General features: G+C 74.5%; 21 protein-coding genes. 9 read left to right on the top strand and 12 right to left on the bottom strand.

Features of this window, described 5'->3' with window-relative positions; all coding sequences use genetic code 11:
- Positions 1-110: 110 nt before the first annotated feature.
- A complete protein-coding gene (locus ABZ930_RS00585) occupies positions 111-341 on the top strand; it encodes a DUF5133 domain-containing protein (protein ID WP_361539123.1) in 231 nt (76 codons plus the stop codon).
- A 228-nt stretch (positions 342-569) separates the two neighbouring features.
- Here the strand turns inward: ABZ930_RS00585 and ABZ930_RS00580 are convergent, their stop codons facing one another.
- Entirely contained in the window at positions 570-1010 is a 441-nt protein-coding gene (locus ABZ930_RS00580; protein WP_361539120.1) for a hypothetical protein, read from the bottom strand.
- A gap of 138 nt (positions 1011-1148) precedes the next feature.
- Between ABZ930_RS00580 and ABZ930_RS00575 the strand changes: the two genes are divergently transcribed.
- Positions 1149-1397 carry a type B 50S ribosomal protein L31 gene (locus ABZ930_RS00575; RefSeq protein WP_111665025.1) on the top strand — a complete coding sequence of 83 codons (249 nt, stop codon included), beginning with the start codon at positions 1149-1151 and terminating at the stop codon, positions 1395-1397.
- Between the two features lie 37 nt (positions 1398-1434).
- Here the strand turns inward: ABZ930_RS00575 and ABZ930_RS00570 are convergent, their stop codons facing one another.
- The gene (locus ABZ930_RS00570) at positions 1435-2061 is read right to left on the bottom strand and encodes a GNAT family N-acetyltransferase (protein WP_361539117.1); all 627 of its coding nucleotides are present in this window, start codon (positions 2059-2061) and stop codon (positions 1435-1437) included.
- 179 nt (positions 2062-2240) lie between these two features.
- Here ABZ930_RS00570 and ABZ930_RS00565 point away from each other — a divergent pair, with 179 nt between their 5' ends.
- Positions 2241-3035: an SDR family oxidoreductase gene (locus ABZ930_RS00565; RefSeq protein ID WP_361539114.1), complete on the top strand. Its 795-nt coding sequence runs from the start codon at positions 2241-2243 to the stop codon at positions 3033-3035.
- A gap of 99 nt (positions 3036-3134) precedes the next feature.
- Here ABZ930_RS00565 and ligA read toward each other — a convergent pair whose 3' ends face one another.
- Both ligA and ABZ930_RS00555 read right to left on the bottom strand, forming a co-directional pair.
- On the bottom strand, positions 3135-5237 hold the full coding sequence (gene ligA, locus ABZ930_RS00560; protein ID WP_361539111.1) for an NAD-dependent DNA ligase LigA: 2103 nt from the start codon (positions 5235-5237) through the stop codon (positions 3135-3137).
- Positions 5238-5268: 31 nt separating this feature from the next.
- On the bottom strand, positions 5269-7491 hold the full coding sequence (locus tag ABZ930_RS00555) for an MFS transporter (RefSeq protein ID WP_361539108.1): 2223 nt from the start codon (positions 7489-7491) through the stop codon (positions 5269-5271).
- 282 nt (positions 7492-7773) lie between these two features.
- Between ABZ930_RS00555 and ABZ930_RS00550 the strand changes: the two genes are divergently transcribed.
- The 5 genes from ABZ930_RS00550 to ABZ930_RS00530 all read left to right on the top strand — a co-directional run bounded on the left by ABZ930_RS00550 (position 7774) and on the right by ABZ930_RS00530 (position 14867).
- A complete protein-coding gene (locus tag ABZ930_RS00550; RefSeq protein WP_361539106.1) occupies positions 7774-9462 on the top strand; it encodes a helix-turn-helix domain-containing protein in 1689 nt (562 codons plus the stop codon).
- Positions 9463-9600: 138 nt separating this feature from the next.
- Positions 9601-10962, top strand: a complete 1362-nt coding sequence (locus ABZ930_RS00545) for a diaminopimelate decarboxylase (protein WP_361539624.1) — start codon at positions 9601-9603, stop codon at positions 10960-10962.
- A 76-nt stretch (positions 10963-11038) separates the two neighbouring features.
- A complete protein-coding gene (locus ABZ930_RS00540) occupies positions 11039-12472 on the top strand; it encodes a Na+/H+ antiporter NhaC family protein (RefSeq protein ID WP_361539103.1) in 1434 nt (477 codons plus the stop codon).
- A gap of 54 nt (positions 12473-12526) precedes the next feature.
- Positions 12527-14110, top strand: a complete 1584-nt coding sequence (locus tag ABZ930_RS00535; RefSeq protein WP_361539100.1) for a D-aminoacylase — start codon at positions 12527-12529, stop codon at positions 14108-14110.
- 151 nt (positions 14111-14261) lie between these two features.
- The gene (locus ABZ930_RS00530; protein WP_361539097.1) at positions 14262-14867 is read left to right on the top strand and encodes a hypothetical protein; all 606 of its coding nucleotides are present in this window, start codon (positions 14262-14264) and stop codon (positions 14865-14867) included.
- Positions 14868-14880: 13 nt separating this feature from the next.
- On the opposite strand, the gene ABZ930_RS00525 is transcribed toward ABZ930_RS00530, so the two are convergent.
- From ABZ930_RS00525 to ABZ930_RS00495, 7 genes are all read right to left on the bottom strand, one after another.
- A complete protein-coding gene (locus ABZ930_RS00525; protein ID WP_361539094.1) occupies positions 14881-16926 on the bottom strand; it encodes a SpoIIE family protein phosphatase in 2046 nt (681 codons plus the stop codon).
- An 83-nt stretch (positions 16927-17009) separates the two neighbouring features.
- Positions 17010-18236: a 4-hydroxybenzoate 3-monooxygenase gene (locus ABZ930_RS00520; protein WP_361539091.1), complete on the bottom strand. Its 1227-nt coding sequence runs from the start codon at positions 18234-18236 to the stop codon at positions 17010-17012.
- A gap of 32 nt (positions 18237-18268) precedes the next feature.
- Positions 18269-19264 carry an ornithine cyclodeaminase family protein gene (locus ABZ930_RS00515; RefSeq protein ID WP_361539088.1) on the bottom strand — a complete coding sequence of 332 codons (996 nt, stop codon included), beginning with the start codon at positions 19262-19264 and terminating at the stop codon, positions 18269-18271.
- 53 nt (positions 19265-19317) lie between these two features.
- Positions 19318-20244 (bottom strand): ABC transporter permease, encoded by a 927-nt coding sequence (locus ABZ930_RS00510; RefSeq protein WP_361539085.1) that lies wholly within the window; start codon positions 20242-20244, stop codon positions 19318-19320.
- Positions 20241-21344: an ABC transporter permease gene (locus ABZ930_RS00505; RefSeq protein ID WP_361539082.1), complete on the bottom strand. Its 1104-nt coding sequence runs from the start codon at positions 21342-21344 to the stop codon at positions 20241-20243. The genes ABZ930_RS00510 and ABZ930_RS00505 overlap by 4 nt, the downstream gene beginning before the upstream one ends.
- Before the next feature lie 56 nt (positions 21345-21400).
- The gene (locus tag ABZ930_RS00500) at positions 21401-22975 is read right to left on the bottom strand and encodes an ATP-binding cassette domain-containing protein (RefSeq protein ID WP_361539079.1); all 1575 of its coding nucleotides are present in this window, start codon (positions 22973-22975) and stop codon (positions 21401-21403) included.
- Positions 22972-23988 (bottom strand): BMP family ABC transporter substrate-binding protein, encoded by a 1017-nt coding sequence (locus ABZ930_RS00495; RefSeq protein ID WP_361539076.1) that lies wholly within the window; start codon positions 23986-23988, stop codon positions 22972-22974. Before ABZ930_RS00495 ends, ABZ930_RS00500 begins: the two co-directional genes overlap by 4 nt.
- A gap of 168 nt (positions 23989-24156) precedes the next feature.
- Between ABZ930_RS00495 and ABZ930_RS00490 the strand changes: the two genes are divergently transcribed.
- The gene (locus ABZ930_RS00490; RefSeq protein WP_361539073.1) at positions 24157-24876 is read left to right on the top strand and encodes a GntR family transcriptional regulator; all 720 of its coding nucleotides are present in this window, start codon (positions 24157-24159) and stop codon (positions 24874-24876) included.
- On the opposite strand, the gene glsA is transcribed toward ABZ930_RS00490, so the two are convergent.
- Positions 24877-26679, bottom strand: a complete 1803-nt coding sequence (gene glsA / locus ABZ930_RS00485; protein ID WP_361539070.1) for a glutaminase A — start codon at positions 26677-26679, stop codon at positions 24877-24879.
- Positions 26680-26701: the final 22 nt, after the last annotated feature.

Raw genomic sequence — 26701 nt, 5'->3', positions numbered from 1 at the left:
ACCAGGGCACGTTCGCGAGTGAATCAGGTCACGTCGAGCACGCCGTGTGCATGGACGGTGACAGGCGGGGCATGGGGAGGTACCGCCCCCCGAACGAGAGCAGGCCTTCCATGCTGATGCCCGACGCCACGTTCGTCCGTACGCTGCTGAGCCGCTACGCCGACCTGCAGATGCGGCACTGCGAGCGTCCGTCGCAGGAGTTGCGCTGGCAGCTGGACGACGTGACCTACACGCTGTGCGTCTGCACCGGGACCCGCACCATCCGCGACGCGCTCGCCGCCGCCGACCTGGTCCTGGAGCAGGCCGCGGCGCGCGGGTCCGACGAACCGCAGGCCGCGTGAGCACGACGGGCACCAGGCCTGTTTGAGCCGGACCGACGGGGGCACTCGGAGTGAGGCCCCGACGTTCGAGCCGCGGGGTCCGATGAGCTGGGGGCGCGTCCTGGGACGAGGACGCGCCCCCGTTGTCATGGCGTACGGACGGTCCTGGTCGCACCGTCAGCGGCAGGAACACGCAGGGGCCGCCCAACTCCTCCCTGCCGGGGGGGACGTTGGGCGGCCCCTTGCACGTCAGACGCGGCCGCCGGTCAGTCGCGTGAGCGGACCCTGGCTGCCGCGCTCCGCCCGGCGTCCGGCCGCATAGGAGCCCGCGACCAGGGCCGTGGCACCGGCCGTCACACCGGCGGCGACGATCTTGCGGTGCTTGATCACGGCCCAGGCCGTCGTCGCGGCCGAGACGGCGTGTCCCGCGGCCGTCGTCGCGGCGGAGGCCGCCTGGCCCGCCGCCGATGTCACGGTGGAGCGGGCGCTGTCCAGCGCGGCGGTCGCGGTGGTCGCCGCGTCCGCTCCCTGGGATCCCGCCGTACGGGCCGCGCGGCCCGCGCCCGCACCGGCCGACTCCGCCTTGGCCGCGGTCTTCTCCGCGGTCTTCTTCGCTGCCTTCGCCGCGGCCGGCTGTGCCGTCCTGTTGGTCCGTGCGGCTGTCTCTCCGTTGCCCTGTGTATTCGCCATGGTGTGCGAATTGCCGGATCCGGCCGGGACAAACAGCGGGACCGCTCCCAGGGTTCCGCCGGGCCCGTCGGCCGCCCCGCATGGCGGTGGTCCGGCCGGTGGACGACGATGGGCACAGGCCGAAGCGAAGGAGCAGGCATGGCTCAGGACAACCCCGACTACCGGCCCGTGGTCTTCCGGGACAAGGCCGCCGGCTACGCGTTCTTGACCCGGTCCACGGCACGGACCGACGCGACGATCGAGTGGGACGACGGGGAGACCTATCCCGTGGTCGACGTGGAGATCTCCGCGGAGAGCCATCCCTTCTACACGGGGAAGGCGCGCACCGTGGACACGGAGGGGCGCGTCGCGGCGTTCGAGCGCCGCTACGGCAAGGACGAGGGCTGACGGCCGGCCCCGGGCATCCGCCCGGGGCGGCGCGGGCTCATACCGGCACGGCCGTGGAGCGGCCCAGGTACCAGACCGGCCCGGGGTCGGGAACGTCCAGCAGCCGGAAGTCCAGCCGGTCGTAGAACGCCCGGGCCGCCGTGTTCGCCCGCACCATGCACAGGTGGACGGCCGGCACACCCCGCTCGTGCAGCGCGCCCAGGAGCGTGCGCATCAGAGTGCGGCCGTATCCCCTGCCCTGCCAGTGCGGGAGCAGATCGATGTGCAAGTGCGCCGGGAACGCGGCGAGTTCGGCACTGACCATGCGTTCGGGCGTGTGCAGCAGCCCGATCATCTCGTCGCTGGGCGTCCGGGCCGCGCCGACGACCGGCGGGTAGCGGCCCGCCACCCCGGGCAGCCACTCGGTGCGGAAGCGGGCGGCGAACTCGGCGGTGTCGGGGACGCCCAGGACGTATCCGACGGCCGTTCCCCCGCCGTCGTCCAGGACGAAGGCGAAGTCGGGCTCCAGATGCACGTAGGGGTAGGCGAATATCGTCGGCATCAGTTCGCGGTCGGGGTAGAGCGCGGTCGAGTCCTGCCCCTGATGGGCCGTCATGACGCAGATGTGGCCCACCGTTTCCCGGTCGGACGGCCGGTAGGGGCGGACGAACGGAGTGTTCTTCATGCGCCGCACCCTGCCACGATGGGAGCGCTCCCGCACCGGATTCCCGAGGTCTCCCCGGCCGCGGGGAAGAACCCGTCCACACGCCCGCCACTCCGACGGTCCACACCTGCCCGGTGTAGGGCCCGCGCACCGGGTAGGGCTCATCCGCACGACCGTCACCACCATGAGGAGCAGCCCGTATGCAGATCGATCTGGCCGGACGGACCGCGCTGGTCACCGGCTCCACCCAGGGGATCGGAGCAGCGATCGCCACCGGACTCGCCCGGTCCGGAGCCCGCGTCGGCATCAACGGCCGTACGCGGGAGCGGGTCGAGGAGGCCATCGAGCGGATCGGCGCCGACGCCCCCGGCGCGGAGCTCGTGCCGGTGGCGGCCGACGTCGCCACCGACGAGGGCGCCCGGCAGGCGGCCGAGGCACTGCCCCGGGTCGACATCCTCGTCAACAACCTCGGCATCTTCGACTCGGCCGACCCGCTGGAGATCAGCGACGAGGAGTGGCGCCGCTACTTCGAGGTGAACGTGCTGGCGGCGGTCCGGATGATCCGTCAGTACCTGCCGGGGATGACCGGGCGCGGCTGGGGCCGGGTGCAGAACATCGCCAGCGACTCGGCGGTGGTGATCCCCGCCGAGATGATCCACTACGGCATGTCCAAGACGGCGCTGCTCGCGGTCACCCGCGGCTTCGCCAAGCAGGCGGCCGGAACCGGGGTGACCGTCAACTCGGTCATCGCGGGTCCGACCCACACCGGTGGCGTCGAGGACTTCGTCTACGGCCTGGTCGACCGGGACCTGCCCTGGGACGAGGCCCAGCGGACGTTCATGCGCGAGTACCGACCGCAGTCGCTGCTCCAGCGCCTGATCGAGCCCGAGGAGATCGCCAACATGGTCGTCTATCTCGCCTCGGCCCAGGCGAGCGCCACCACGGGCGGCGCGCTGCGCGTGGACGGCGGCTACGTGGACTCGATCCTGCCCTAGCCCTGATCTGGGCGGTCCAGCCGTGGCGCGTCGCCCCACCGGGACCACGCCTCGTCCCGGGCCGGGGTGGAGCCGCGTCCGGCTCCACCCGTCCTCCGGTCAGTCGAGATGGTCGGCGACCATCGCGGCGAACTCGTCCGGGGTGGCGAGCCGGATGCCGAGGCTCTCGGCCTTGGCCCGCTTGGCTCCCGCGCCCTCCCCCGCGACGAGGAGGCTGGTGTTCTTCGAGACGCTGCCCGAGGACTTGCCGCCGGCCCGCTCGATCAGCTCGTTCATCTGGTTGCGGGAGAGCTTCTCCAGGGGGCCGGTCATCGCCCCGGTGACGACGACCTTCAGCCCCGCCAGCGGTCCCGCGTCGGCGGGCACGGCCTCCGGGTCGTCGTCGGCGGGCGGCGGTGTGGCGCCGGGCTCGGTCATGCTCAGCCCGGCCGCCGCGAGCCGGTCGATCTGGTCGGCCAGCTCCGCGAGTTCGGCGACGATGACGCGGGCCTTCTCCGCGCCGATGCCGTCGACCCGCTGCATCGTCTCCACGTCCGCCGCCCGGATCCCGTCCATGGTGGCGAAGTACCGGGCGATCCGGCGGGACATGGACCGGCCGGTGCCGCGCACGCCCAGGGCGCACAGCACCCGGGACAGCGGCTGGGCCCTGGCCGCCTCCAGCGCCGCCAGCAGATTGTCGGTGCTGGTCTCCCCCATCCGCTCCAGGCCGAGCAGCTGCTCGCGGGTCAGCCGGTCGAACAGGTCGGGCAGGCCGGTGATCAGGCCCGCCTCGACGAGCTGGACGACCCGGGTGTGTCCGAGGCCCTCGATGTCGAGCTGGTCGCGTCCGGCCGCGTACGCGATCGAGGCGACGAGATGGCAGTTGCGGCCGCGCTCGCACCGCCAGCGCTGCTCGCCGGTGTCGATGCCCGAGCCGCACTGTGGACACTCGGCGGGGAAGACGATCTCCCGCTCGTCGCCGGTGCGCAGGTGCGCGACGGGCGCCTCGATGCGGGGGATGATGTCGCCCGCCTTGTAGACCATCACCTGGTCGCCGAGGAGCAGGCCGCGGCGGGTGATGTCGGCGGGGTTGTGCAGGGTGGCGTACGTGACGGTGGAGCCGTCGATCTCGACCGGCTCCAGGACGGCGCGCGGCGCGATGATGCCGGTGCGGCCAACGTTCCACTCGACGTCGAGCAGCCGGGTGATCTTCTCGACAGCCGGCAGTTTGAACGCGATCGCCCAGCGCGGCGCCCGGGTGCCGGAGCCCGCGGCCTGCTGGTCGGCGGCGAGGTCGGCCTTGACGACGATGCCGTCGATCCCGAACGGCAGCTCGGCGCGGAGCCCCGCGATCCGCTCGACCTGCTCCACGACCTCCTCGACGGTCGTGACGACGACGCCGGGCACCTGGGTGCCCGTCGGAGTGTTGACGCCCCAGGCCGCGGTGCGGTCCATGAGGGCGCCGTGCGCGGCCTCCCGGAGCTCGGCGGCGAGGGCGGCGTCGGTGCCGGGCAGCGGCAGCAGTCCGTAGCCGAAGAAGGTCATCGGCACCGTGTAGGCCCGGTCCTTGGCGCGCAGGGTGCCGGCCGCGGCGTTGCGCGGGTTGGCGAACGGGTCGCCGCCATGCTCGGTGCGCACCTCGTTGGCGTACTCGAACTGGGCGGCGGTCATGAGGACTTCGCCGCGCACCTCCAGCGTGACGGACTCGGTGAGCCGGTCGGGCAGGCCCTCGATCGTGCCGATGGCGTGCGAGACGTCCTCGCCGGCCGTGCCGTCGCCGCGGGTGACCAGGCGGGTGAGACGGCCCTCCTCGTAGCGGGCGGCGATGGCGAGGCCGTCCAGCTTCGGCGAAACGTTCCAGCTCTTCACCTCGCGGCCGATCCTGCGCTCCACGGAGGCGGCCCAGGTGGTGAACTCCTCGCCGGAGAAAACATTGTCCAGACTCAGCATGGGCACCGTGTGCGGGACGTCGCCCTCGACCGCGCCGCCGGCGACCTTGCCCGACGGCGAGTCGGGCAGCACCTCGTCCGGGTGTTCGGTCTCGTACACCGTGATCGCCCGCACGAGCCGGTCGTAGGCGTCGTCGTCCAGGGCGGAGGTGCCGCCCTCGTAGTACGCGGCGGCGGCCCGGCGCGCGTCCCCCACGGCCTGGGTGTAGGCGGCGGAGTCGGGCAGCGCGGGCAGGCCGGAGGGAACGGCAGAAGTCGTCGTCATGCTGTTCATTCTTCCTGGTGCCACTGACAATGACGGGTCGTCAGGCCAGCGACAGGTCCGCCTGCCTCGAGCGCGGGGCGCGTGCGGTCTCGCGGGTGAGGGCGACGACGGCGATGTCGTCGGTGAGGTGATGGGTCCAGTCGTGGACGTCCTGGTTGAGGTGGGTCACCAGGGCGCCGGGGTCGGTGCCGCCCGCCTCCTCCAGGCGTTCGGCGAGGGGGTAGAACTCGCCGGAGGAGTTGCGGGCCTCACTGAGCCCGTCGGTGTGCAGCAGGAGCGTCTCGTCGGGGGCGAGTGCGACCGTGGCGGGCCGCGGACGGTCGTCGCCGAGGGCGCCGAAGCCGAGCGGCAGCAGGGCCGGTACGTCGATCTCCCTGACGCTCCGTCCGGAGACGGCCAGCGGGGCGAGGTGGCCGCAGTTGACCACCTCTACCGTGTCCCCCGCGGCTCCGTGCTGGAGCAGGACGGCGGTGGCGAACAGTTCCTCGTCGCCGCGGGCGCCCGCGGCGCGCACCAGTTGCCGGTCCAGGCGGGCGGCGAGTTCGCCGAGGTCCGCGACCTCGTGCGCCTGGCAGCGGAACGCGCCGAGGACGTCGGTGACGGTCTGGACCGCCGGCATGCCCTTGCCGCGGACGTCGCCGACGAGGATGCGGGTGCCGAAGGGAGTGTCGACGGCCTCCAGGAAGTCGCCGCCGATGCCGGTGCCGACGGTGGCGGGGCGGTAGAGACCGGCCAGCCGCAGCCCGCCGAGCCGGGACGGGATCGGGTGCAGCACGGCGTGCTGGAGGGCGCCCGCGGCCTGCTCGGTGCGGACGTGCCGTTCGGTCTGCTGGCGCCGCAGGAAGGTCAGGGCACCGGCGAGGACGCCGATGGCGAGGACGGTGATGACGGTGCCGGGCCGCTGCGCCACCTGGTCACCGGCGAAGCCGCGGATGAGCAGGTACTCCAGGCCCGCCGTGGCCGCGACGGCGAGGGCGACGGCGGGCCGTCCGACGACGAGTGCCGCGGCGGCCACGACGGCGACGGCCACCCACAGCAGTTCGCCGGTCTCGGCGGAGGTCGGTCCGGTGCGCAGCACGGAGGTGGCGGGCATGGCCTGCGCGGCGGCCGTGCCCAGGACGATCGCGGTCGGGTGGAGGGCGGAGAAGGCGCCCAGGCGCGAGTGCGGGAGGGCGGCGAGGAAGCCCGCCATCTGCGGGGTCTGGGCGGTCATGATGCCGAAGCCGACCAGGGCGGACATCGCGCAGCACATGGCCGTCGCCGGGCCCGCGCCCATCGGGACGGTGTGCAGCAGGGCCAGGCCCACCGCCGCGAGGGGCAGCCCGAGCGAGCAGCCGGTCAGCGGGGTGAAGGCGGTGTGCCGGGCGAGCAGGCAGGCGGCGGCGCCGCCGAGGCCGAACGCGGAGACGGCCAGGACGCTCTGGGTGGCCGTGCCGCCGCCCGCGATCACCAGCGCCGGGAGCGCGAGGGCGATGACGATCTGGGTGAAGCCGACGACGACTCCGGCGACGAGCGCCGTGCCGGGCTGGCGCAGCGGGGCGCCGGTGAGGCGCCGGCGGCTGCGCGAGCACAGCAGACCGGCGGCGACCGCGCCGGGCGACGCGGCGAGCAGCGCCAGCACCCAGGGGTCGGACCAGCCGCGTACGGGCGCGAGGTAGAGGCCGGTGATCAGCAGCACGGCCGCGCCGAGGCAGCCCGAGAAGAGCACGTCGAGGCGGGTCGAGGTGCCCGCGACGGCCGTCTCGGGCACGATCCGCAGCACGGCGAAGGTTGCCGCGACGGCGAGCACGGCGAAGGCCAGGGAGACGGTCCGCCAGCCCAGCGTGGAGACGATCGCCGAGGCCACGTTGCTGATGCCGAGGAACACCAGGGACATGATCGCGAGCCAGGTCCCCATGATCCGGCGCAGCCGGCCGGGCAGCGACAGGGAGGGGACGAAGGCCAGGCAGGTCACGAAGATCGCGGAGGCGGCCATGGTCACCAGGACGCGTCCGGCGACGTACGCGGAGGGCTGCGCGACGAACGCCACGAACAGGCAGCCGGTGCCGAACGCGATCAGCGACCAGACGAGCACCCGGCGGCGGCCGAACCGGTCGCCCGCCCGGCCCGTGACGAAGAGCGCGACGACACCTGCGACGGCGCCGAGCACCTCGCCCACGGCCATCGCGTCGCGGCTCACGCCGAGGTCGCGCGTGAGCTCGGGTCCGGCGGCCGCGCGGAGCACGGGTCCGACGACGTACAGCGCCGCCAGTGCGGCGAGCACGGTGTACACCCGTTTCGGCGCCCGGCCCGGCACGCCGATCCGCGGTGGACCTCCGGGTCCGCGCGGGTCCGCTCCTCGGACGACCATGTCCCTCGCCACGTGACCGCCTCTTCCTTTCCTCGCGCCCTCCCCTGCCGCTCGACCCCTGAACGTGCGCCCCTGATGTCGCACTCCTCATGAGATGCCCGCTTGATCCGCAAATATTCACATGGCTAAGTTTTAAGGTCTAAAGTCACAGCCCTCACGGGCGAACGGCCCGGGGCCTCTTCGTATCCTGCCGTCGTGCTCACTCCGCCCCAGGACGCCACGTTGCGCCAGGTCCTCGACCACGACGAGGACGGCGTGCTGCGCCTCGTCCTCGCCCCGTCCGGGCCCGACGCCCCGGTGCGCGGCGTGCTCATCGGCGACGAGGACGCCACCCGGCCGCACGACGGGCACATCGTGCTCGCGGCGGGGCTCGCGCCGGACCCGGCCGTCGCGGCGGAGCGGGTGCGCGAGCTGGCCCGGCGGGGCGCCACCGCCCTCGTCCTCAGGGACACCGGCGACGGGCCGCCCCCGGCGGAGCTGGTCGCGGCCGCGCGGGAGACCGGTCTCGCCCTGCTGATGCGGGCCGGGTGGGCCGACTGGGCGGACACCGTCGAACTGGTCCGGTCCGCCTGCGCCTTCGCGGCCCTCGGCACCGGGGACCGGCTCGCCGGGGACATCGCGGGCGGCGGACTCGCCGTGCTGGCCGCCGAGGTCGCCCGGTACTGCGGGGCCTCCCTCACCGTGGAGGACACCCAGTTCCGGGTCCTGGCGCACTCCGCGACCGGCCCCGACGCCGACCCCGTCCGGCAGTCGACCATCCTCGGCGGGAAGGTCCCCGACTGGCGGGTGGCGGAACTGCGGCGGGCCGGCCTGCTGCGCGCGCTGTGGAGCTCCCGGGACGTCATCCACCGCGCCGCGGACGGCGGCGACCCCGAGCGGCTCATCGTCGCGATCCGCAACGGCGGCGAGATGCTCGGCTCGATCTGGGCGGCGGCCGACGGCGGCGGCTTCACGCCCGAGGCGCCGGAAGCGCTGCGCCGCGCCGCCGAGGTCGCCGTGCCGTATCTGCTCCAGCACCGGCTGCGGGTCGGCTCCGAGCGCCGCCGCGAGCAGCACGCCGTGCGCGGACTGCTGTCCGGCGAGGGCGACCGGCGCTCCCACATGTGGTCGCTCGGGCTCACCGCGCGGACGCCCTGCGCGGTGGTCGTCGCCGAGCAGGAGGAGTCCGCCGCGCCCTTCCCCGAGCGCGTCTTCCAGGCGCTCGCGCTGCAGGCCAGGGCCCACCGGACGGGTACGCGGTATCTGCGCGAGAGCCGCCGGCTCACCGTGCTGCTGCCGGTCCCCGACGGACAGGACCGGGACGCCGCGGCCCTCGCCCGGGACCTCGCCTCCCTGGCCGCCGCGATGCCGGACGCCCCGGTCGTGCGGGTCGGGGCGGGCCCGGTCGTGGCCTCCCCCCTGGCGGCCACCGCGTCGGCGGAGGAGGCCCGGCTCGTCGTGCGCGCCCTGCGCGAGCGCGAGACGCGCGCCGCGCGGACCGGCGACGAGCCGCCGCTGCGGCACGCGGGTCCCGCGGACGTCCGGCAGAGCGTGGCGGTGCTCCGGGTCCTGGACGCGGTCCGGCCGCTGTGGGAGCGGCACGGCGGGCCGGTGCACGACATGGTCGCCGCCGATCTCGCCACCGGGGGCGACCTGGTCCGCTCGCTGACGGCGTACCTGGACGCGGCGGGCGACATACCGCGCGCGGCGCTGCGTCTGGTGCTGCACCCCAACACACTGCGGTACCGGCTCAAGCGGGTGCGGGAGCGCTTCGGCCTCGACCTCGACGATCCGGACACCCGTCTGATCGTCACCCTCGCGATGCGGCTCGCCACCTCGGACGACACCCCGGACAGGACCTCGGGCAGCGGCTTCGACAGCGCTTCGGACAGCACGGAGATTTGAACCGGTTCGTGGGGGTGTTCAGAGCGGCGCACAAAAGAAGGCCGCTGTTTTGGCCCGGCGTACGAAGACGTGCCCGCGCGGCGGCGGCCAGGCTCGGGACACCTTCCCCGTTCCCGTGACCAAAGGCGCCCCGTGACTCTGGACCCCGCCGCATTCCCGGACCCGCGTACGGCCGACGAGCGAGTCGCCGCCGTGCTGCGGCACGCCGTCGACCGGAAACTGGTCGGCACCGAGCAGCCCGTGGCCGGCTTCCTCGACACCGACGGCATCCGCGCGTCCGTCGCCGCCCTGCACGCCGCGTTCGCCGGCGTCCCCGACGTGCTGCACACCTTCGCGGTCAAGGCGTCCTCGCTGGTCCCGGTCCTGCGGCTGCTGGCCGACCTGGGGATGGGGTGCGAGGTGGCGAGCCCCGGCGAGCTGCGTCTCGCCCTCGACGCGGGCTGCGCACCCGACCGGATCGTCCTCGACTCCCCCGCCAAGACCCGCGAGGAGATCGCCGAGGCGCTCGCCCTGGGCGTCGCGCTGAACGCCGACAACCTCGACGAGCTGGAGCGCGTCGACGCGCTGCGGCCGCCGGGCAGCGCGTCCGTGCTCGGGCTGCGCGTCAACCCGCAGGTCGGCTCCGGTGCGATCGGCGCGATGAGCACCGCCACGGCCACCTCCAAGTTCGGGGTCGCGCTGCGGGACGCGGGCGCGCGCGAGCGGGTGGTCCGGGCGTTCGCCGAACGTCCCTGGCTGACCCGGCTGCACGCACATGTCGGCTCGCAGGGCTGCCCGTTGGAGCTGATCGCCGAGGGCATCGCCGAGACCCACCGGCTGGCCGAGGAGATCAACGCGACGGTCGGGCGGCAGCAGATCACCAGCCTCGACATCGGCGGCGGCCTGCCCGTGAACTTCGCCGACGACACGGTGCGGCCCACCTACGAGGACTACACGCGCGCCCTGCGCGCCGCGGCACCGAGCCTGTTCGACGGCCGCTACGGCCTGGTCACGGAGTTCGGGCGGTCGCTGCTCGCCAAGAACGGCTTCATCGCGGCGCGCGTGGAGTACGCGAAGGAGGCCGGGGGCCGCCGTATCGCGGTGACGCACGCGGGCGCGCAGACGGCGACCCGCACCGTGCTGATGCCGGGCGCCTGGCCGCTGCGCGTCGGCGCCTTCGACGCGCAGGGCCACCCGAAGGACGGCGCACCGGTGGCCCAGGACGTCGCGGGACCGTGCTGCTTCGCGGGCGACGTCGTCGCCGAGGACCGTGCGCTGCCGCCGCTTGCGGAGGGCGACTTCGTCGTGCTGCGCGACACGGGCGCCTACTACTTCTCGACGCCCTGGGCCTACAACAGCCTGCCCCGGCCCGGTGTGCACGGGTACGCCACGGACGCCGCCGGAGACGTACGGTTCGCGCCCGTCCGCGACGCCCAGACCCTCGACGAGATCGCCGCCGAGAGCGGCACCCGGCACGCCGACCGCCTGACCACGCTGTCCGCCACCTGCGCGACGCGCTGACCCGCGCGATCAGCCACGGCGAAAGCCGCACCCGACATCCGTCCAACCGTCCCCTCCCCCGCGCCGAGGATCCGCCATGCCCAAAACCGCCGCGGCACCAGACGCCGCCCCCGCCAGATCCCGTCCCCTGCGCACACCGCTCGCCCTGGCCGCCGCCGCCCTCGCGCTCGTCCTGAGCCTGGCCGTCGGCCTCACCACCGGCACCCCCACCGTCTGGGGGCTGCTCCCCATCGCGCTGTACGCGGTGCTCGCCCTCACCGGCCTGGACCTCGTCCTCGTCACCGGCGTCGCCCTGCTCAGCGCCGTCCTGGTGGCGCTGCCCTCACCCGGGCGGGCCGGTGAAGTCCTGGGCGCCTCCGTCACCGACCCGGTGACCGTCATCGGCCTGATCATCGTGCTGGGGTCGGCGGCGGGCGAGGTGCTGCTGCGCACGGGCGTCGCCGACACCCTCGTCCGCGCCGTCATGCGCGGCGCCGAGGGCCGCGGCACGACCGTCCTGATGTACGGGATGATGGCGGCCTGCATGGTCCTGGTGGCCGGGCTCGGCACCCTCGCGGGGGCGCTCGCGATCGCCGCGCCGCTGCTCGTCCCGGTGGCCGCGCGGGCCGGTTTCACCCGCTCGGCGACGGCGGCGACGATGTTCCTCGGCGGCTGCGCGGGCCTCGCGCTCGCGCCGTTCGCGGGCTCCAACATCGCCATCATGAACACCGCCGACACCGGCTATCTCACCTACGTCGCCGTCGGCGCGGGCCCGCTCGCCGTCCTGTCGCTGCTGCTCGCCGCCGTGGTGGTGCCCTGGGTGCAGCGCCGCAGCGCCGCGCAGGGCGACCACTACCGGCCCGAGGAGGTCACCGAGGAGCGGCGGGCCGAGCCGACGCCGCGCGAGGCCGCCCGCACCCGCCGGGCCACCTGGACCTTCGTCGCGGCGCTCGCCGCCACCGTCTGCTACGCCACGGCGACCAAGGCGGACACGACCTTCCCGCTGATCGCGCTGCCGCTGCTGATCGTGGTGACCGCGGCCGCCGCCGGGCTCTCCCCGAGGCGCGCCGCCGCCGCGGTCCTCACCGGCGCGCGCCGCATGCTGCCGATGCTGCTGCTGTTCTGGATGCTGGCCGCCCTGTTCGGCTTCATCGATCTGCTGCACCCGTACGACGTGGTCCTCGACCGGTTCGGCCCCGGGCTGCGCGACATGTCGCCGGTGCCGTTCGCGCTCGCCGTGGCGGCGCTCGGCTGGGTCGGCGTGCCGGGCGCGACGGCGGCCCAGGTCATCCTCATCGGCGAGGTGTTCGGCCCGCTCGGCGACCAGCTGGGGATCACCCCGGCCGCCTGGGTCGTCATCCTGCTGTGGGCCTCGAAGGCGGACACCTACGGCCCGCTGCCCAACGCCAACATGGTCGGCGCCATGGGCATGGCCCGCGCCGACCGGCTCCCCTATCTGCTCGGCACCGGCTGGGCGCTGCTCGTCCCGGCGTGCGCGCTCTACGCCGTTCTGCTCGTCTTCATCCTGTGACCCCGCACGTCACCCGCCCGCCCGCTCCCCCCGCCTTTCAGGAAGTGATCCGAGATGACCGACCCCACCGCCCCGTACGACGTGCTGATCACCGGCGCCACCGTGGTCGACGGCACCGGAGCGGCCCCGCGCCGCGCCGACATCGGCGTACGCGACGGCCGTATCGCCCATGTCGGCGCGCCGGATCCCGGGGCGACGGCCACGACGGTCCTCGACGCGGCCGGGCTGACCGTCACCCCCGGCTTCATCGACCTGCACTCGCACGCGGACTTCTCCGTGCTGGCGATGCCGGACGCGGAGGCCTGTCTGCGGCAGGGCGTGACGACGGTGGTCACCGGCAACTGCGGTCTGTCGCCGTTCCCGACGGCGGCGGGCGGGGCGGCGGAGGCCGGCGGGCCCGGCACGCTGGCCGGTGCCCAGTGGACGGACCTGGACGCGTTCGCCGCGGCCGTGGACGCCGCGCGGCCCGCCCTGAACGTCGCCCCGCTCGTCGGGCACGGCGCCCTGCGCACGGCGGTGACCGGCGCCGCCCGCACCCCGGCCGGCCCCGCCGAACTGGACGCCATGCGCGCCCTGTTGACCCGCGCCGCCGAGCAGGGCGTCTTCGGCCTGTCGACGGGGCTGATCTACGCGCCGGGCTCCTTCGCGACCACGGACGAGATCGTCGCGCTGGCCACCGAGGCGGCGCGGCACGGGCTGCTCTACGCGACCCACATGCGCGACGAGGGCGACCGGCTCGTCGAGGCCGTCGAGGAGGCGATCGGGGTCGCCGAGGCGTCTCACGTACGCCTGCAGATCTCGCACCTGAAGGCGATGGGCCCGGCCAACCACGGCAAGGTCGACACCGCTCTGGCCCTGATCGACGCGGCCGCCGCGCGGGGCCTGGACGTGGCCTGCGACGTGTATCCGTACACCGCGTCCTCGACCCGGCTGACCTCGCGGCTGCCCGACTGGGCGATGGACGGCGGCCCGGCCGCCCTCGTCGAGCGGCTCGGCGATCCGGAGACCCGCGAGCGGATCCTCGTCGACCTGCGGCCCGCCGTCGGCCGGACCTTCCTGCCCGAGGGCGTGGTCCTCGCCATGATGGGCCCGGGCCGCTACAGCGACCGGATCGGCGACAGCATCGCGGACATCGCCCGGGACGAGGGCACAGAGCCCGCCGCCGCGGTCCTCGACGTGCTCGCCGCGCACCGGGGCGAGGTGATGATCGTCAATCACGCCATGGCGGAGCGGGACGTGGAGACGGTGCTGCGCCACGACGGCGCGGCCGTCGCCAGCGACGGCTGGGTGCTGCACGCGCCGGGCGACGGTCATCCACACCCGCGCAACTTCGGCACCTTCGCCCGCGTCCTGGCCCGCTACGTCCGCGAGCGCAAGGTGCTCGAACTGGCCGACGCCGTACGGAAGATGACCTCGCTCCCGGCGTCCCGGCTGCCGCTCCCGGACCGGGGCACGCTGGCGCCGGGGCAGGTCGCCGACCTCGTCGTGCTGGATCCGGCACAGGTCACCGACACGGCGACGTTCGAGGACCCGTGGCAGTACGCGACCGGTGTCCGTGACGTCCTCGTGGCCGGTGAGTTCGTCATGCGGTCGGGCGCGACGACCGAGGCCCGTCCCGGCCGCACGTTGCGCCGGTGACATCGGGGACGAACCTGTGACAAAGGTGCGCGCAACGCACCGGCCGGGTCGCGGGTCGTATCGGGTGAGGCGGCGGACGCCGAGCGTGTGCCGCCCCGGACCGTGCAGATCGCACAGTCCGGCCGCACGACCGACACGGGGGATGACACACATGAACGTACGAGAGAACCGGGCCCTGTTCGCGACGGGCGCGGCGGCGGCCGTCGCGGTGGTCGCCGTCCTGGCCGCACCGGCGTCGGCGGCGGGCACACCCCGCTTCCTGTCGCCGTCCGAGCTGCCGCCGCACCCCTCGTCCGCCTGGACCGCGGGGCCGGTCACGGCCGGGCAGCCCGACCCGCTGCCGCTGTGCGTGGGCGACGCCCTGCCGTCGATCTCGGTGCACCGCGCCTACCGCACCGATCTCGACACCGGCGCCCTCCAGGTGACGGTCGTCGAACGGGACACCGCGGCGGCCAAGGAGTTCGCGGCGCTGCTGCGCCGGCACCTCGACAGCTGCGCGCAGGACGTCGCGGCGCAGGACCCCGAGGTCACCGCCGAGCAGAAGTACTACGGGAAGCTGTCCGTGGAGGAGGGCGCGTACGTCTACGGCGTGCACACCGAGACCTCGTGGGGCGCCTCCGACATCAACCTCTTCTCGGTCGGCCGGGACGGCGCGGTCGTGACGGTCGTCCAGTGGGGCGAGCTGGGCGGCTTCGCGCAGGCGCCGGTCGCGGCCTTCAAGAAGACGACGGTGACGGCGGTGAACAAGCTGCGCTGACGCGGGGCCGCGCTCAGGAGGCGGGTACGGCGAAGTCGCACCACACCGCCTTGCCCTCGCCGCGCGGTTCGACTCCCCAGCGCGACGCCGTCGCCTCCACCATGACCATGCCGCGACCGGAGGTGGCCGTCTCCCCCGGGGTGCGCCGGTGGGGGCGGGCGCTGGAGCGGTCCTTGACCCACAGCCGGACCGCGCGCGGCGGGCCGGTGAGCACTTCGAGGGTGAGCACGGCGCCACCCTCGGTGTGCATGAGGGCGTTGACGAGCAGTTCGCCGGCGGCGGTCTCGACGTCGTCGGCCATGGCGCCGAGGCCCCACGCGGTGAGGTGTTCGCGCAGGGCGGCCCGAGCGTCGGCCAGGCCCTCGGGGTCGGCCTGGTGGACGTAGCGGTGCATGCGGGGCGCCTGCGGGGTGCCCGAGTCGGGGATCCGGCGCAGGACGAGGAGGGCCACGTCGTCCCCGCTGCCCCACTTCTCCCACAGGGAGCGGGAGAGGTGGTCGGCGACCTCCTCCGCGGTGGGCGGCCCGGCGCCGAGCGCGTCGGCGAGTGCGCGCAGCCCGTCGTCGATGTCGACGCCGGGCTCCTCCACGAGACCGTCGGTGCAGAGGACCAGGGTCTCGCCCGGGACGAGGTCGAGGCGGGTCTCGTGGAAGTCGTCCTGCTCGAACTCGGTGGCCAGACCGAGGGGCAGCCCGCCGCGCAGCCGGGGAATGCCGACCCGGCCGTCGGTGTGCCGCACGAGCGGGGGCAGATGTCCGGCCCGCACGGCGCGGACGATGCCGGTGGCCGGGTCGAACTGGGCGTACGTGCAGGTCGCGAAGCGGTCCGTGTCCAGTTCGGCCAGGAACCGGGAGGCCCGCGAGAGCACCGTGGCGGGTGGGTGCCCCTCGCCCGCGAAGGCCCGCAGCGCTATCCGGAGCTGGCCCATGATCGCGGCCGCGTGGGTGTCGTGTCCCTCGACGTCGCCCACGACGATGCCGAACCGGCCGCGCGGCAGCACGATGACGTCGTAGAAGTCGCCGCCGACCTGCCGCCCGCCCCACGCGGCGTGGTAGCGGACCGCGAGTTCGGTGTCGGGGACCTCGGGGATACTCTTGGGCAGCATCGTGCCCTGGAGGCTGCGGGCCAGGTCGCGCTCCTCGTCGAAGAGGATGGCCCGCTGGAGCGACTGGGCGACGATGCCGGACAGGCCGATGCAGAGGTTGCGGTCGGCGTCGGTGAACTCGCGGCGGCCCCGGTAGAACAGGGCGAGGCCGCCGATGGCGCGGTCCTGGGCGACCAGCGGCAGGAACGCCGCCGCCTCCAGCTTGAGCCGGTCGATGTAGGGGGCCAGACGGGTGAAGCGGGGGGCGAGGTCGGACAGGTCCCCGACGAACCGGGGCCGGCGGTTCATGACCACTTCGGCGAGCGGCAGCGAGTCGTCGATCTGGTGCAGTTTGAGTTCGTCGAGGGCCTGCATCGACTGGCCCACGAGGGCGATCAGCTTCAGGTCGGCGCCCTCGACCAGCCCGAGGACGAGTCCGTCGGCGGCGAACCGGTCGAGGCCGCCGGCACCCGACAGCACGGCCACGACGTCGTCGACGGTCACGGCCCGGGACAGCGCCTCGGTGGTGCCCTGGACCATGAGGGCGACCCGGCGGCGCTTCGCGTCGGCCCCGTCGAGTCCGGCCAGCTCGGCGGGTTCGTGGGGGGCCGCGCGCACCACCCCCACGATCCGCACGGCACGCCCCCGGTCGTCGCGCAGAACGCGCCCGGAGGCGTGGGTGAGGCGCGCGGTGCCGTCCCGCAGGCTGATCTGGAAGAAGACGCCGTAGGTGTCGCTGCCGCTCTCGACCGCCTCGTTGACGACCGCGATGGCGCGCACGGCCTCCTCGGGCGGAATCCGGGACAGCACCGACTCGACCGTGTCCCGGAACTCGTCCGGTGGCAGGTCGAGAACGGCCAGGCAGTTGTCGTCCAGGCGGAGAGCGCCGCCCTCCAGATCCCAGTCGAAGCTGCCCATGCCGGTCAGCCGCAGTCGCTCTTCGAGGCCGATGTCCGGCTCGTGTGCAGGGCCCATATGACTCTCCGGTGTACCGCTTCGTCACGATATCGGCACGTTGGCGCAGCCGCGCGGCGGCCGGAAGCACCCCGCCCGCGTGATCAGTAGCGCTCGGCCGTCCCCAGGTACTGCTCGGCGAACGCGGCGGCGGCCCGCGGCGAGGTGAACAGGCGGCGCAGCCTGGCCAGACTCGTGCCCGTACGGAACGGGTCCCCCGCCGCCGCACCGTGGTACACCTCCGACAGCCATTGGGAGAACTCCTGGTAGTCCCAGACCCGGCGCAGGCAGGTGGGCGAGTACTCCGCGAGAGCGATGCCGTCCGGGTCGGCCCCGGTGAGGCGGGCGGTGAGCGCGTCGCCGAGGAGGAAGGCGTCGTGCAGGGCCAGGTTCATGCCCTTGGCCGCGATGGGGGCGACGAGGTGGGCGGCGTCACCGGCGAGGAGGAGCCGGCCGACGGCCATCGGCTCGACGACGTAGTCGTGCATGTCGAGGACCCGCTTCTCGATGAGCCGGCCCTCGGTCAGCGGGGCGGCCCCGTCGGCGGCGAGCCGCCGGTGCAGCTGGGTCCAGACCCGGTCGTCGGGCCAGGCGTCCGGGGTGTCGCCGGGCGGGCACTGGAGGTAGTAGCGGGTGAGCTCGGGGCTGCGCGGCATCTGCCCGGCGAAGCCGTCCGCGTGCACCCCGAAGAGCACGCAGTCGGCGGAGGGCGGCGCCTGCGCCAGCAGGGCGAGCCAGCCGATGCCGTAGTCGTGCCGGGCCACGCGGACCCGCCCCTCGGGCAGCGCGGCCCGGGTGGCGCCGCGGGCCCCGTCGCAGCCCGCGACGAAGGCGCAGTGCAGCAGGTGGCGGCGTCCGGTGTCGGGGCAGGTGTAGGAGACGGCGGGCCGGTCGGACTCCACGTCGTGCAGGGTGACGTCGCGGACACCGAAGCGGATGTCGCCGCCGCGCACGTCCGCGTAGGCGCGCACCAGGTCCGTGACGAGCAGCGGCTGCGGGTAGACGTAGTGGTGGCTGCCGGTCAGTGCGTGGTAGTCGAGGCGGTGCTGTTCCCCCTCGAAGCGGAAGGCGCAGGCGGTGTGCCGTTCGGCGCGCGCCAGCAGGGGTGCGGCGAGGCCCCGCCGGTCCAGGGCGCGCACCGCCCGTTCCTCGATGACGCCCGCGCGCGGCCGCTGCTCGATGAACGCGCGGGTCTCGCACTCCAGGACCACGCAGTCGACACCGGCGGCGCGCAGGATGTTGGCGACGGTGAGCCCGGCCGGGCCCGCACCGACGACGACCACCGAAACGCGTTCGGCGACAGGGGAGTTGACGTCCGGAGAGGGGATCACGCGGTCATTATGGAGGCGCGCGCGGACGGCCGTCAGGCCCCGAGATCGACGCGGGTGCCCAGCCCCCTCCGCTCGGCGAGGTCGGTCAGCAGCCGGGTCACGGCGAGGTCCTGGAGGCCCACGCCCACGGAGTCGAACAGGGTGAGGTCGGTGTCGGCGGTGCGACCGGGCGCGGTGCCCGCGAGGACGTCGCCGAGTTCGGTGCGGAAGTCGTCCTCGTTCAGGGCGCCTTCGGCGAGCGGGATCAGGACCTCGCCCGACTTGGTGCGGGCCGTGTCGAAGGCATCGACGACGATCCGGCAGCGCCGCATCGCCTCCGTGTCGAGTTCGCGGTGGTCGGGGCGGGGCGGCGCGCCGACCGCGTTGATGTGCTGGCCGGGCGTCAGCCAGGCCCCTTCGACGAGCGGTTCGCGGGACGGGGTGAGGGTGCACAGCACGTCGCAGGCCTCGGTGACGGCCCGTGGTCCGTCCAGGACCTTGGCGGGGACGCCGAGTTCGGCGGTGATCCAGGCGGCCAGGTCGAGGGCGGCGGCCGGGGTCCGGCCCCAGAGGACGACCTGCTCGTAGGGGCGGCCGGGCAGCAGGGCCCTGGCGTGGGCGCGGGCCAGCGGTCCGGTGCCGACCAGGCCGAGGGTGCCGGCGTCGGCGCGGGCCAGGGCGCGGGTGGCGACGGCGGTGGCGGCGGCGGTGCGGACGCGGGTGAGTTCGGCACCGTCGAGCAGGGCGTGGCAGGCGCCGGTTGCCGTGTCGGTGGCGAGGACGGCGGAGCGCTGGACGGGGAGGCCGTGGTCCCGGTTGCCGGGGAGGTCGGCGAGGAGTTTGACGACGGCGAGACCGTCGGGGCCGGAGGCGGCGGCCATGGCGAGGAACCTGCCCTGGGTGCCCGGGAGTCTCAGGGCGGGCGGGGCGGGCAGGACGGCCGTGCCGAGGGTGAGGTCGCGGTGGGCGCGGGCCACGGCCGCCTCCACCTCCTCGACCTGGTCGGCCAGCAGCTCGCGGATGGTGGACCGGGTGAGGATCAGGGTCATGGTGCGGGTTCTCCTGACGGGGTGCGTACGGGCGGGTGCGGGTGCGGGGTGGGTCAACTGCCGCGCAGGAACGGCACGGTGAGCGCGGAGGGGGCGCGGCTGCGGCCCACGAGACCGCTCACGGCGAGCAGCGCGAACACGTACGGGAGGGTGACGAGCAGCGGCGCCGACAGGTGCAGGCCGAGGGCGGGGGCCGCGAACTGGAGGGACTGGGCAAGGCCGAAGACGAGGCAGGCGAGCAGGGTCGGCCAGGCGCGCCAGCGGCCCGCGATGACGGCGACGACCGCGAGATAGCCGATGCCTCCGGTGATGTTGTCGCTGAAGGCGTGCACTTCGGAGAGGGCGAGGTGGGCGCCCGCGAGGGCGGAGGTGGCGCCGGTGAGCAGGACGACGGCGTAGCGGATCGGCCGGACGGGAAGGCCGCACCGGTCGGCGGTGAGCGCGTTCTCGCCGACGGCGTCGACGGCGAGTCCCCAGGTCGTGCGGCGGCTCAGGGTGAGGGCGAGGAGGGCCGTGATCGCGAACGCGGCGTAGCCGAGGACCGTCTGCTCGAAGAGCGCGGGTCCGAGCACGGGGATGGCGTGCAGTCCGGGTACGGGCAGCGGGTCGAAGCCGGGCAGGGCGCTGTTCCGGCTGCCGTCGCCGAACAGGAGCCGGGAGCCGTAGGTGGTCGCGCCGAGGGCGAGGGCGTTGGCGGTGATGCCGGTGACGATCTGGTCGGCGCGCAGGGTGACGCTGAGGAGTGCCTGGAGGGCGGCGAAGAGGAGGCCCGCGGCGAGTGCGGTGAGCACGCCGACGCCCGCGCTGCCGGAGGCGTGGGCTCCGGCAGCGCCCGCGAAGGCGCCGGTGAGCATCATGCCCTCGACGGAGAGGTTGAGGACGCCCGCGCGTTCGCTGAGGAGTTCGCCGGAGGAGGCGAGGAGCAGCGGCAGCGCCATGCGGACGCCGCCGGAGGCGAGTTCGTCGACGACGGCGCTCATGAGCCGCTCCTCGTTCCACGGTGGGTGATCAGCATGGCGGCGGCGATGAACAGCACGAGCAGGCTCTGCACGATCTGTACGGTCTGGGCGGGCACCTGGGCGGCGAGCTGGAGGTTGATGCCGCCGCTGGTGAGGAAGCCGAAGAGCAGGCTGGCGGCGGCGACGGCGGTGAGCGAGCCCCGGGCGAGCAGCCCGACGACCAGGCCGGAGAAGCCGTAGCCGGAGGAGAAGTTCTCGGCGAGCACGTACGGGGCGGTGGCGATCAGGGCGGCGCCCGCGAGTCCGGCGAGGCCGCCGGCGAAGGCGAGCGAGCCGCCCTCCAGGCGGGCGACGGGCAGTCCGAGCCGGGCGGAGGCGGCGGGCGAGTGCCCGACCGCGCGCAGCCGCACCCCGGTGGCGGTGTGCCGCAGGGCGGCTCCGACGCCGAGGGCGAGGACGGCGGCGATGATCACGACGGCCGTGGCGGGCGACTCGGCGCCGCCGATCAGCGGGAGTTGGGCGCCGGCGGGCAGCGGCGCGGACTGCGGCAGCGTCTCCGACGAGGTCACGGGCTGGCGCAGCAGGGCCGCTTCGTGGACGGACACGGAGACGAGGCCGAGGCCGATGAAGTTGAGCAGCAGGGTGGTGATCACCTCGCTGGTGCCGCGCCGCACCTTCAGCCAGGCGGCGATGCCCGCCCAGGCGGCGCCGCCGAGGAATCCGGCGAGCAGGACGAGGGGCACGCCGATCGCGCCGGGGACGGCGGCGGGCAGGGCGAGTCCGGTGGCGGCAGCGGCGGTGCCGCCCGCGCAGAGCTGGCCCTCGCCGCCGACGTTCACGAGTCCGGCGCGGTGGGCGACGGTGAAGCCGGTGGCGATCAGGGCCAGGACGGCGGCGGAGTTCAGGGAGCTGCCGATGGCGTACGGGGAGCCGAACATGCCCTCGTCGAGGGCGGCCCAGGCGGTGGCGGGGTCGGCGCCGGCCGCGACGACGAGCAGGATGCCCGCGCCGAGGGCGAGCAGGGCGGCCAGGACGGCGACGGAGACGGGGTGGCGGGCGAGGTCGGCGGGGCGGGGGCCCGTTCCGCGGCCCGGTGGGGGCGCGGTGGTGGTGACGGTCACGGGGGTTCCTCGGGCGGTCGGGATGCGGTGCGGGACGGGGGCGGTGGGTACGTGCGTCAGGTCTCGGCGGGTGCGTGTGCGGGGGCCTGGGTCCGGGCCGCGCCCACCATCAGCTCGCCGATCAGGTCGCGGGCCCGGCTGTCGCGCGGGTCGACGGGCCCGAGCAGGCGGCCCCGGTAGGCGACGAGGACGCGGTCGCTCAGGGCGAGGAGCTCGTCGAGTTCGGCGGAGACGAGGAGCACTCCGGCGCCGCGCGTGGCCGCTTCCCTGATCCGGGAGTGGACGGCGTCGACGGCGCCGATGTCGAGGCCGCGGGTCGGCTGGGCGGCGGCGAGGGCGATCAGCGGTTCCAGGGCCAGTTCGCGGGCGAGCACGACTTTCTGCTGGTTGCCGCCGGACAGGGCGGACATCGGCGCGTCCGGTCCCGGGGCCCGGATGCCGTGGGCGGCGATCGTGTCGGCGCCGGCCCGGGCCAGTGCGGCCCGGTCGAGGGCGACGCCCCACCTGCGGAACCGGCCGAGCCGTCCGAGGTGCAGGTTCTCGGCGATCGACAACTCGGTTACGCAGCCCTCGTGATGGCGGTCCTCGGGGACCACGCCGAGCCCGGCCCGGGTGCGGGCGGCGGGTCCGGCGCCGGTGACGTCCCGTCCGTCGAGGGCGATGCGGCCGCTCCTCGGGGCGAGGGAGCCGCCGAGCAGGGCCATGAGTTCGCTCTGCCCGTTGCCCTCGACCCCGGCGATGCCGACGATCTCGCCGCGGCCGATGTCGAGGTCGACTCCGTCGAGGGCGTGGGTGCCGTCGGGGCGGCGCACGGTGACGCCGCTCAGTGTGAGGGCTGAGCCCGCCGCGCGGGGTGCTTCGCGTGCGGCGGTGGTGACCGGTTCGGCGAGGCCGACCGCTCCGGCGAGGGCCGGGTCCAGGGAGTCGGCGGCGCGGCCGATCATCATCGGGACCAGGTGCCGGGTGCCGAGTTCGGCGAGCGGGCCGCCGCCCGCGACCCGGCCGCCGCGCAGCACGGTGGCCTCGTCACCGGTGCGCAGCGCCTCGCCCAGCTTGTGCGTGACGAGGACGACGGCGCCGCCCGCGTCGGCGATGCTCCGGCAGGTGGCGAGCAACGCGTCGGTCTCCGCCGGGCCGAGGACGCCGGTCGGTTCGTCGAGGACGAGGAGTCGCGGGGAGCGCAGCAGCGCCTTGACGATCTCGACCTGCTGGCGGGCGGCCACCGGCAGTTCCTCGATCCGGGCGTCGAGCCGGACCTCCAGGCCGTACGCGTCCCGGACCCGGGCGAGGGCGCGGTGGAGTCCGGGCAGGCGCAGCAGCCGCAGGTTCTGCTCGACGGTCAGGGTGGGGACGAGGCTGAAGTGCTGGTGGACGAGGGCGACTCCGGCGGCGAGCGCGTCGGCGGGGCGGCGCGGCGCGTACGGCCGTCCGTAGAGGCTGAGGGTGCCCGTGTCCGGGGTGAGGGAGCCGCCGACGGCGTGGCACAGGGTGGACTTCCCGGCGCCGTTCTCGCCGAGCACGCAGTGCACGGTGCCGGGGCGCACGACGAGGTCGATGCCGTCCAACGCCGGTGCTCCGCCGTAGGACTTGGTGAGTGCGGTGATCTCCAGTGCGGGTGCCGCGTGGGTCATCGGGTGGTGATCTCCCCGGACGCGAGCTTCGCCTTGATGGCGTCGAGCTTCTTCTTCGCGGCGGTCACGGCGTCGCCGGTGCCGCACAGGACGAGGTCGTTGTGCGGGGTGGCGAAGGTGAGGCCGAAGTGCACCGACTCCGCCTTCCAGGCGCCCTTCACCAGCTGGTCGGTGGCGTACTCGATCTCGGCGCCGATGTCGGTCTCGACGTATCCGGCGTAGGCGGGGTCGCTGCCGCAGTCGTGGGCCAGGGGGCCGCCGACGAGGCGTCCGTCGCGGCCCGCCGCGGCCTGGGCGATGCCCTTGTGGCCGAGGTTGAGGATCTGGCCGAGGACGTCGGCGCCCGCGCCGTAGTCGGCGAGGGCGGACTGCTTGGACTTGGCGGCGTCGTTGAAGTCGCCGACGTACTGCGGCGCGAGGACTTCGACCTTCGGGTCGGCGGTCTTCGCGCCGCGCTCGAACTCCTTGGCCGCGTTGACGATGGCGGGCAGTTCGGCGCCGCCGACGAAGCCGACGGTGTCCTTCTTGGACAGCAGGGCGGCTGCCGCGCCGGACAGGAACGCGGCCTGGGCCTGCTGCGGGTCGTAGAGGGCGAGGTTCGCGGTGGGCTCGGCGTCGGCCGGGCCGCCGATCTCGGCGAACTTCACCTTCGGGAAGCGGGCGGCGACCTTGCGCACGGCGGCGTCGGTCTGGCCGCCGAGCGAGATCACCAGGTCGGAGTGGGTGGCGAAGCGGACGAGCGCCTGCTCGTAGTCGGCGGCCTGGACCTGCTCGACCTTGCTGAACGCGACCTTGCCCGTGTGCTGCTTCGCGGCGCGCTGATAGCCGCGGTGGGCGGACTCCATGAACCCGTCGTCGGAGAGCGAGCCGGGGAAGAGGACGCCGACCTTGAGGTCGCCGCCGGAGGACTGCCCGGCGTCCTGCGCGGAGGACGCGCCGCCGCATCCGGTGAGCAGGGCGAGACAGGCTCCGGCCGCCAGCGCGCCCGGCCGGCGGAGAGGGGTGTGTGCCACTGGGGTGCCTCCAAAGGGCGGGGCCCGTGGGCCCGTTAGTGGTATACCGTTACGCGCCCTCAGTCTGGGAGCCGCATGTTGCCCGCGTGTTAGCGGCCGGTTAGCACTGCGCGCACTCCCCCGCGGTCCGCTTACTGTGAGATCCGGACCCGAGCGGAGGAGACCCTGGTGACAGCGGCACAGGCGGCGGGCGCGGAGCGCGGCTCGCTGCGCGACCGTGCGTACGACACGCTGCGGCGGCGCATCGTGGAGGCTCAACTCCAGCCCGGTGAAAGGCTGGTGGAGCGCGATCTCGCGGCGGAGCTCGAGGTCTCCCGGATCCCGCTGCGCGAGGCGCTGCGCCGTCTGGAGGCGGAGGGGCTCGTGGTCCTGGTGCCGCGGCGCGGGGCCCTGGTGTCGCCGTTCACGCCCTCCGACGTCCGCGATCTGTTCGACGTACGCGAGTCGCTGGAGTCCCTGGCGGCGCGGCTCGCCGCCGAGCGGGCCGACGCCGAGGGGCTCGCGCGGCTCGCGAGCCGACTGGACGCGGCTCGCGCGGCGACCCGGAAGCGGGACCGGGCGGCGATCGCGGCGGCGAACGCGGGCTTCCACACCGACATCGTGGAGCTGTCGGACAACCCCCTCCTGACGAACATGATGCGGCCCCTGGAGGCGCGCACGCTCTGGCTGTTCCGGCTCACGGCGCAGCGGGACCCGGCCCGTCAGTGCGCGGAGCACGAGGAGCTGTACGAGGCGATCGCGGCCGGTGCCGCGGACCGCGCGGCGGTGCTCGCCCTCGGCCATGTCGCGGACGGGCGCGCCGAGTCGCTGGCGCTCGCGGCCGCGTGGTCGCATCCGGAGATCGACCCGCAGGCGGTCGCGGCCCGCAGGCGCAGGCGCGGGGCGTGACTATCCGGCGTCCGGCCGGTCCACCGTGTCCGCGCCCTCCAGCGGGGCCCGTTCGAGATGGGCCACGGCCTCGGGCACGAGGGAGCGCAGCCGTACCAGGCCCGCGGCGGTGAGGGTCCGGCAGACGGTGTCCCGCTCGGCCAGCACGCGGCGGGCGATGCGGGCGGGGAAGTCGGCGGGCGTGAGCGCCGCGCCGGGCCCCGCGGACCAGGTGCGCAGGGCGGGTACGGCCTTGGCGGAGTCGGCGCAGACGGCGAGGCGGCCGGATTCGACGTACCAGAGGACGATGCGTTCGCGCAGTTGCCGTCCCGGTGGTTCGACGCTCTCCCCCTCGGCGAGGCGGAGGGTGTCGAAGGCGTCGGCGAGGGCGGCCCGCAGGTCCGGGTCGATGCGGCCGAACAGGTCGCAGGCGGCGAGCGGCACCGGCGCGGCCGGGTCGAGGCCGAGCTCGGTGAGGAAGGCGTCCTCGCAGGTCTCCAGGGCGCGGCCGAGGTCGGGGAACTCGTCGGCGGCGTGGACCATGGCCTGGCGCTGGTCGGGGTCGGCCAGCACCATGCGCACGTCGCGGCCGCGCAGGTTCTCGCCGAGGGCGCGCAGCAGGTCGGAGGCGACGGGTTCGATGCGTCCGACGCGCGTGAGGTCGAGGGCGAACCAGCCCGCGGCCGCGGGGAGTTCGCGGGCGGCGCGCAGGGTCTGTTCGGCGGTGGCGAAGTCGAGGTCGCCCTGCATGACGTGGACGCGGATGCGGTCCGGGTGGGCTTCGAGGGCGGCGCGCTGGTCGCGGGGGCGGTGCCGCAGGGAGCGCAGCGGCGCGGGGTCGAGCGAGCGGGGCGGCATCGGCCGCCGCTCGGGCACGCTGGCCCGCATCAGGTGCAGCCCGAACTGGTCGGACAGGAGGTGGCAGGCGGCGATGCCGCGCACGCTGTTGCCCTTCTCCTCCAGCGGCGGGCTGAACACGCCGATGCCGAACTGGCCGGGCAGCGCGACGCCGATGGCGCCGGAGACACCGCTCTTGGCGGGCATGCCGACCTGGAGCATCCACTGGCCCGACGCGTCGTACATGCCGCAGGTCGCCATGACGGCGAGGACGTGCTGGGCGTGGCGCGGGGCGACGACGCGTTCCCCGGAGACGGGGTTGATGCCGCCCGCGGCGAGGGTGGCGTGCATGACGGCGAGGTCGTCGCAGGTGACGAGGACGGAGCACTGCCGGAAGTAGACGTCGAGCTGGTCCTCGACGTCGCCGGTGAGGGAGCCCGCGTTGTGCATGAGGTAGGCGAGGGCGCGGTTGCGGTCGCCGGTGGCGCGCTCGGAGACGTAGACGGCCTCGTCGACGGCGAGCGGCCGGGCGGCGAAGGCGCTGAGCCCGTCGAGGATGCGGTCGAAGCGGGCCTCGGGGGTGTCCCCGGCGACGAGCGAGGTGGTGACGATCGCTCCGGCGTTGACCATCGGGTTCGGCGGCCGGCCGGTGCCGGGTTCGAGCCGGATGGAGTTGAACGCCTCGCCGCTCGGCTCGGCGCCCACCCGGGTGAGCACGTGCTCCAGGCCCCGGTCGGCGAGGGCCAGCGCGAACACGAACGGCTTCGACACGGACTGCACGGTGAACGGCGCCTGTGTGTCGCCGCTGCCGTAGACCTGCCCGTCGAGGGCGCACAGACTGAGCCCGAACAGGTCCGGATCGACCCGGCTCAGCTCGGGGATGTACGAGGCGGGCGCACCGCCGCCCAGATCGCGCAGGCTGCGGCGCACCTGGTCGAGGAGACCGCTCAGCGGGTCGCCCGGAGGGCCTTGCGGGTCGTGTCGCATCCGTCCATCGAAACCCATGGAG

The sequence above is a fragment of the Streptomyces sp. NPDC046716 genome, assembly GCF_040645755.1.
Classification (GTDB): domain Bacteria; phylum Actinomycetota; class Actinomycetes; order Streptomycetales; family Streptomycetaceae; genus Streptomyces.
Note: the sequence above shows the minus strand (reverse complement) of the source record. Positions and strands in the feature narration are given on the sequence as shown.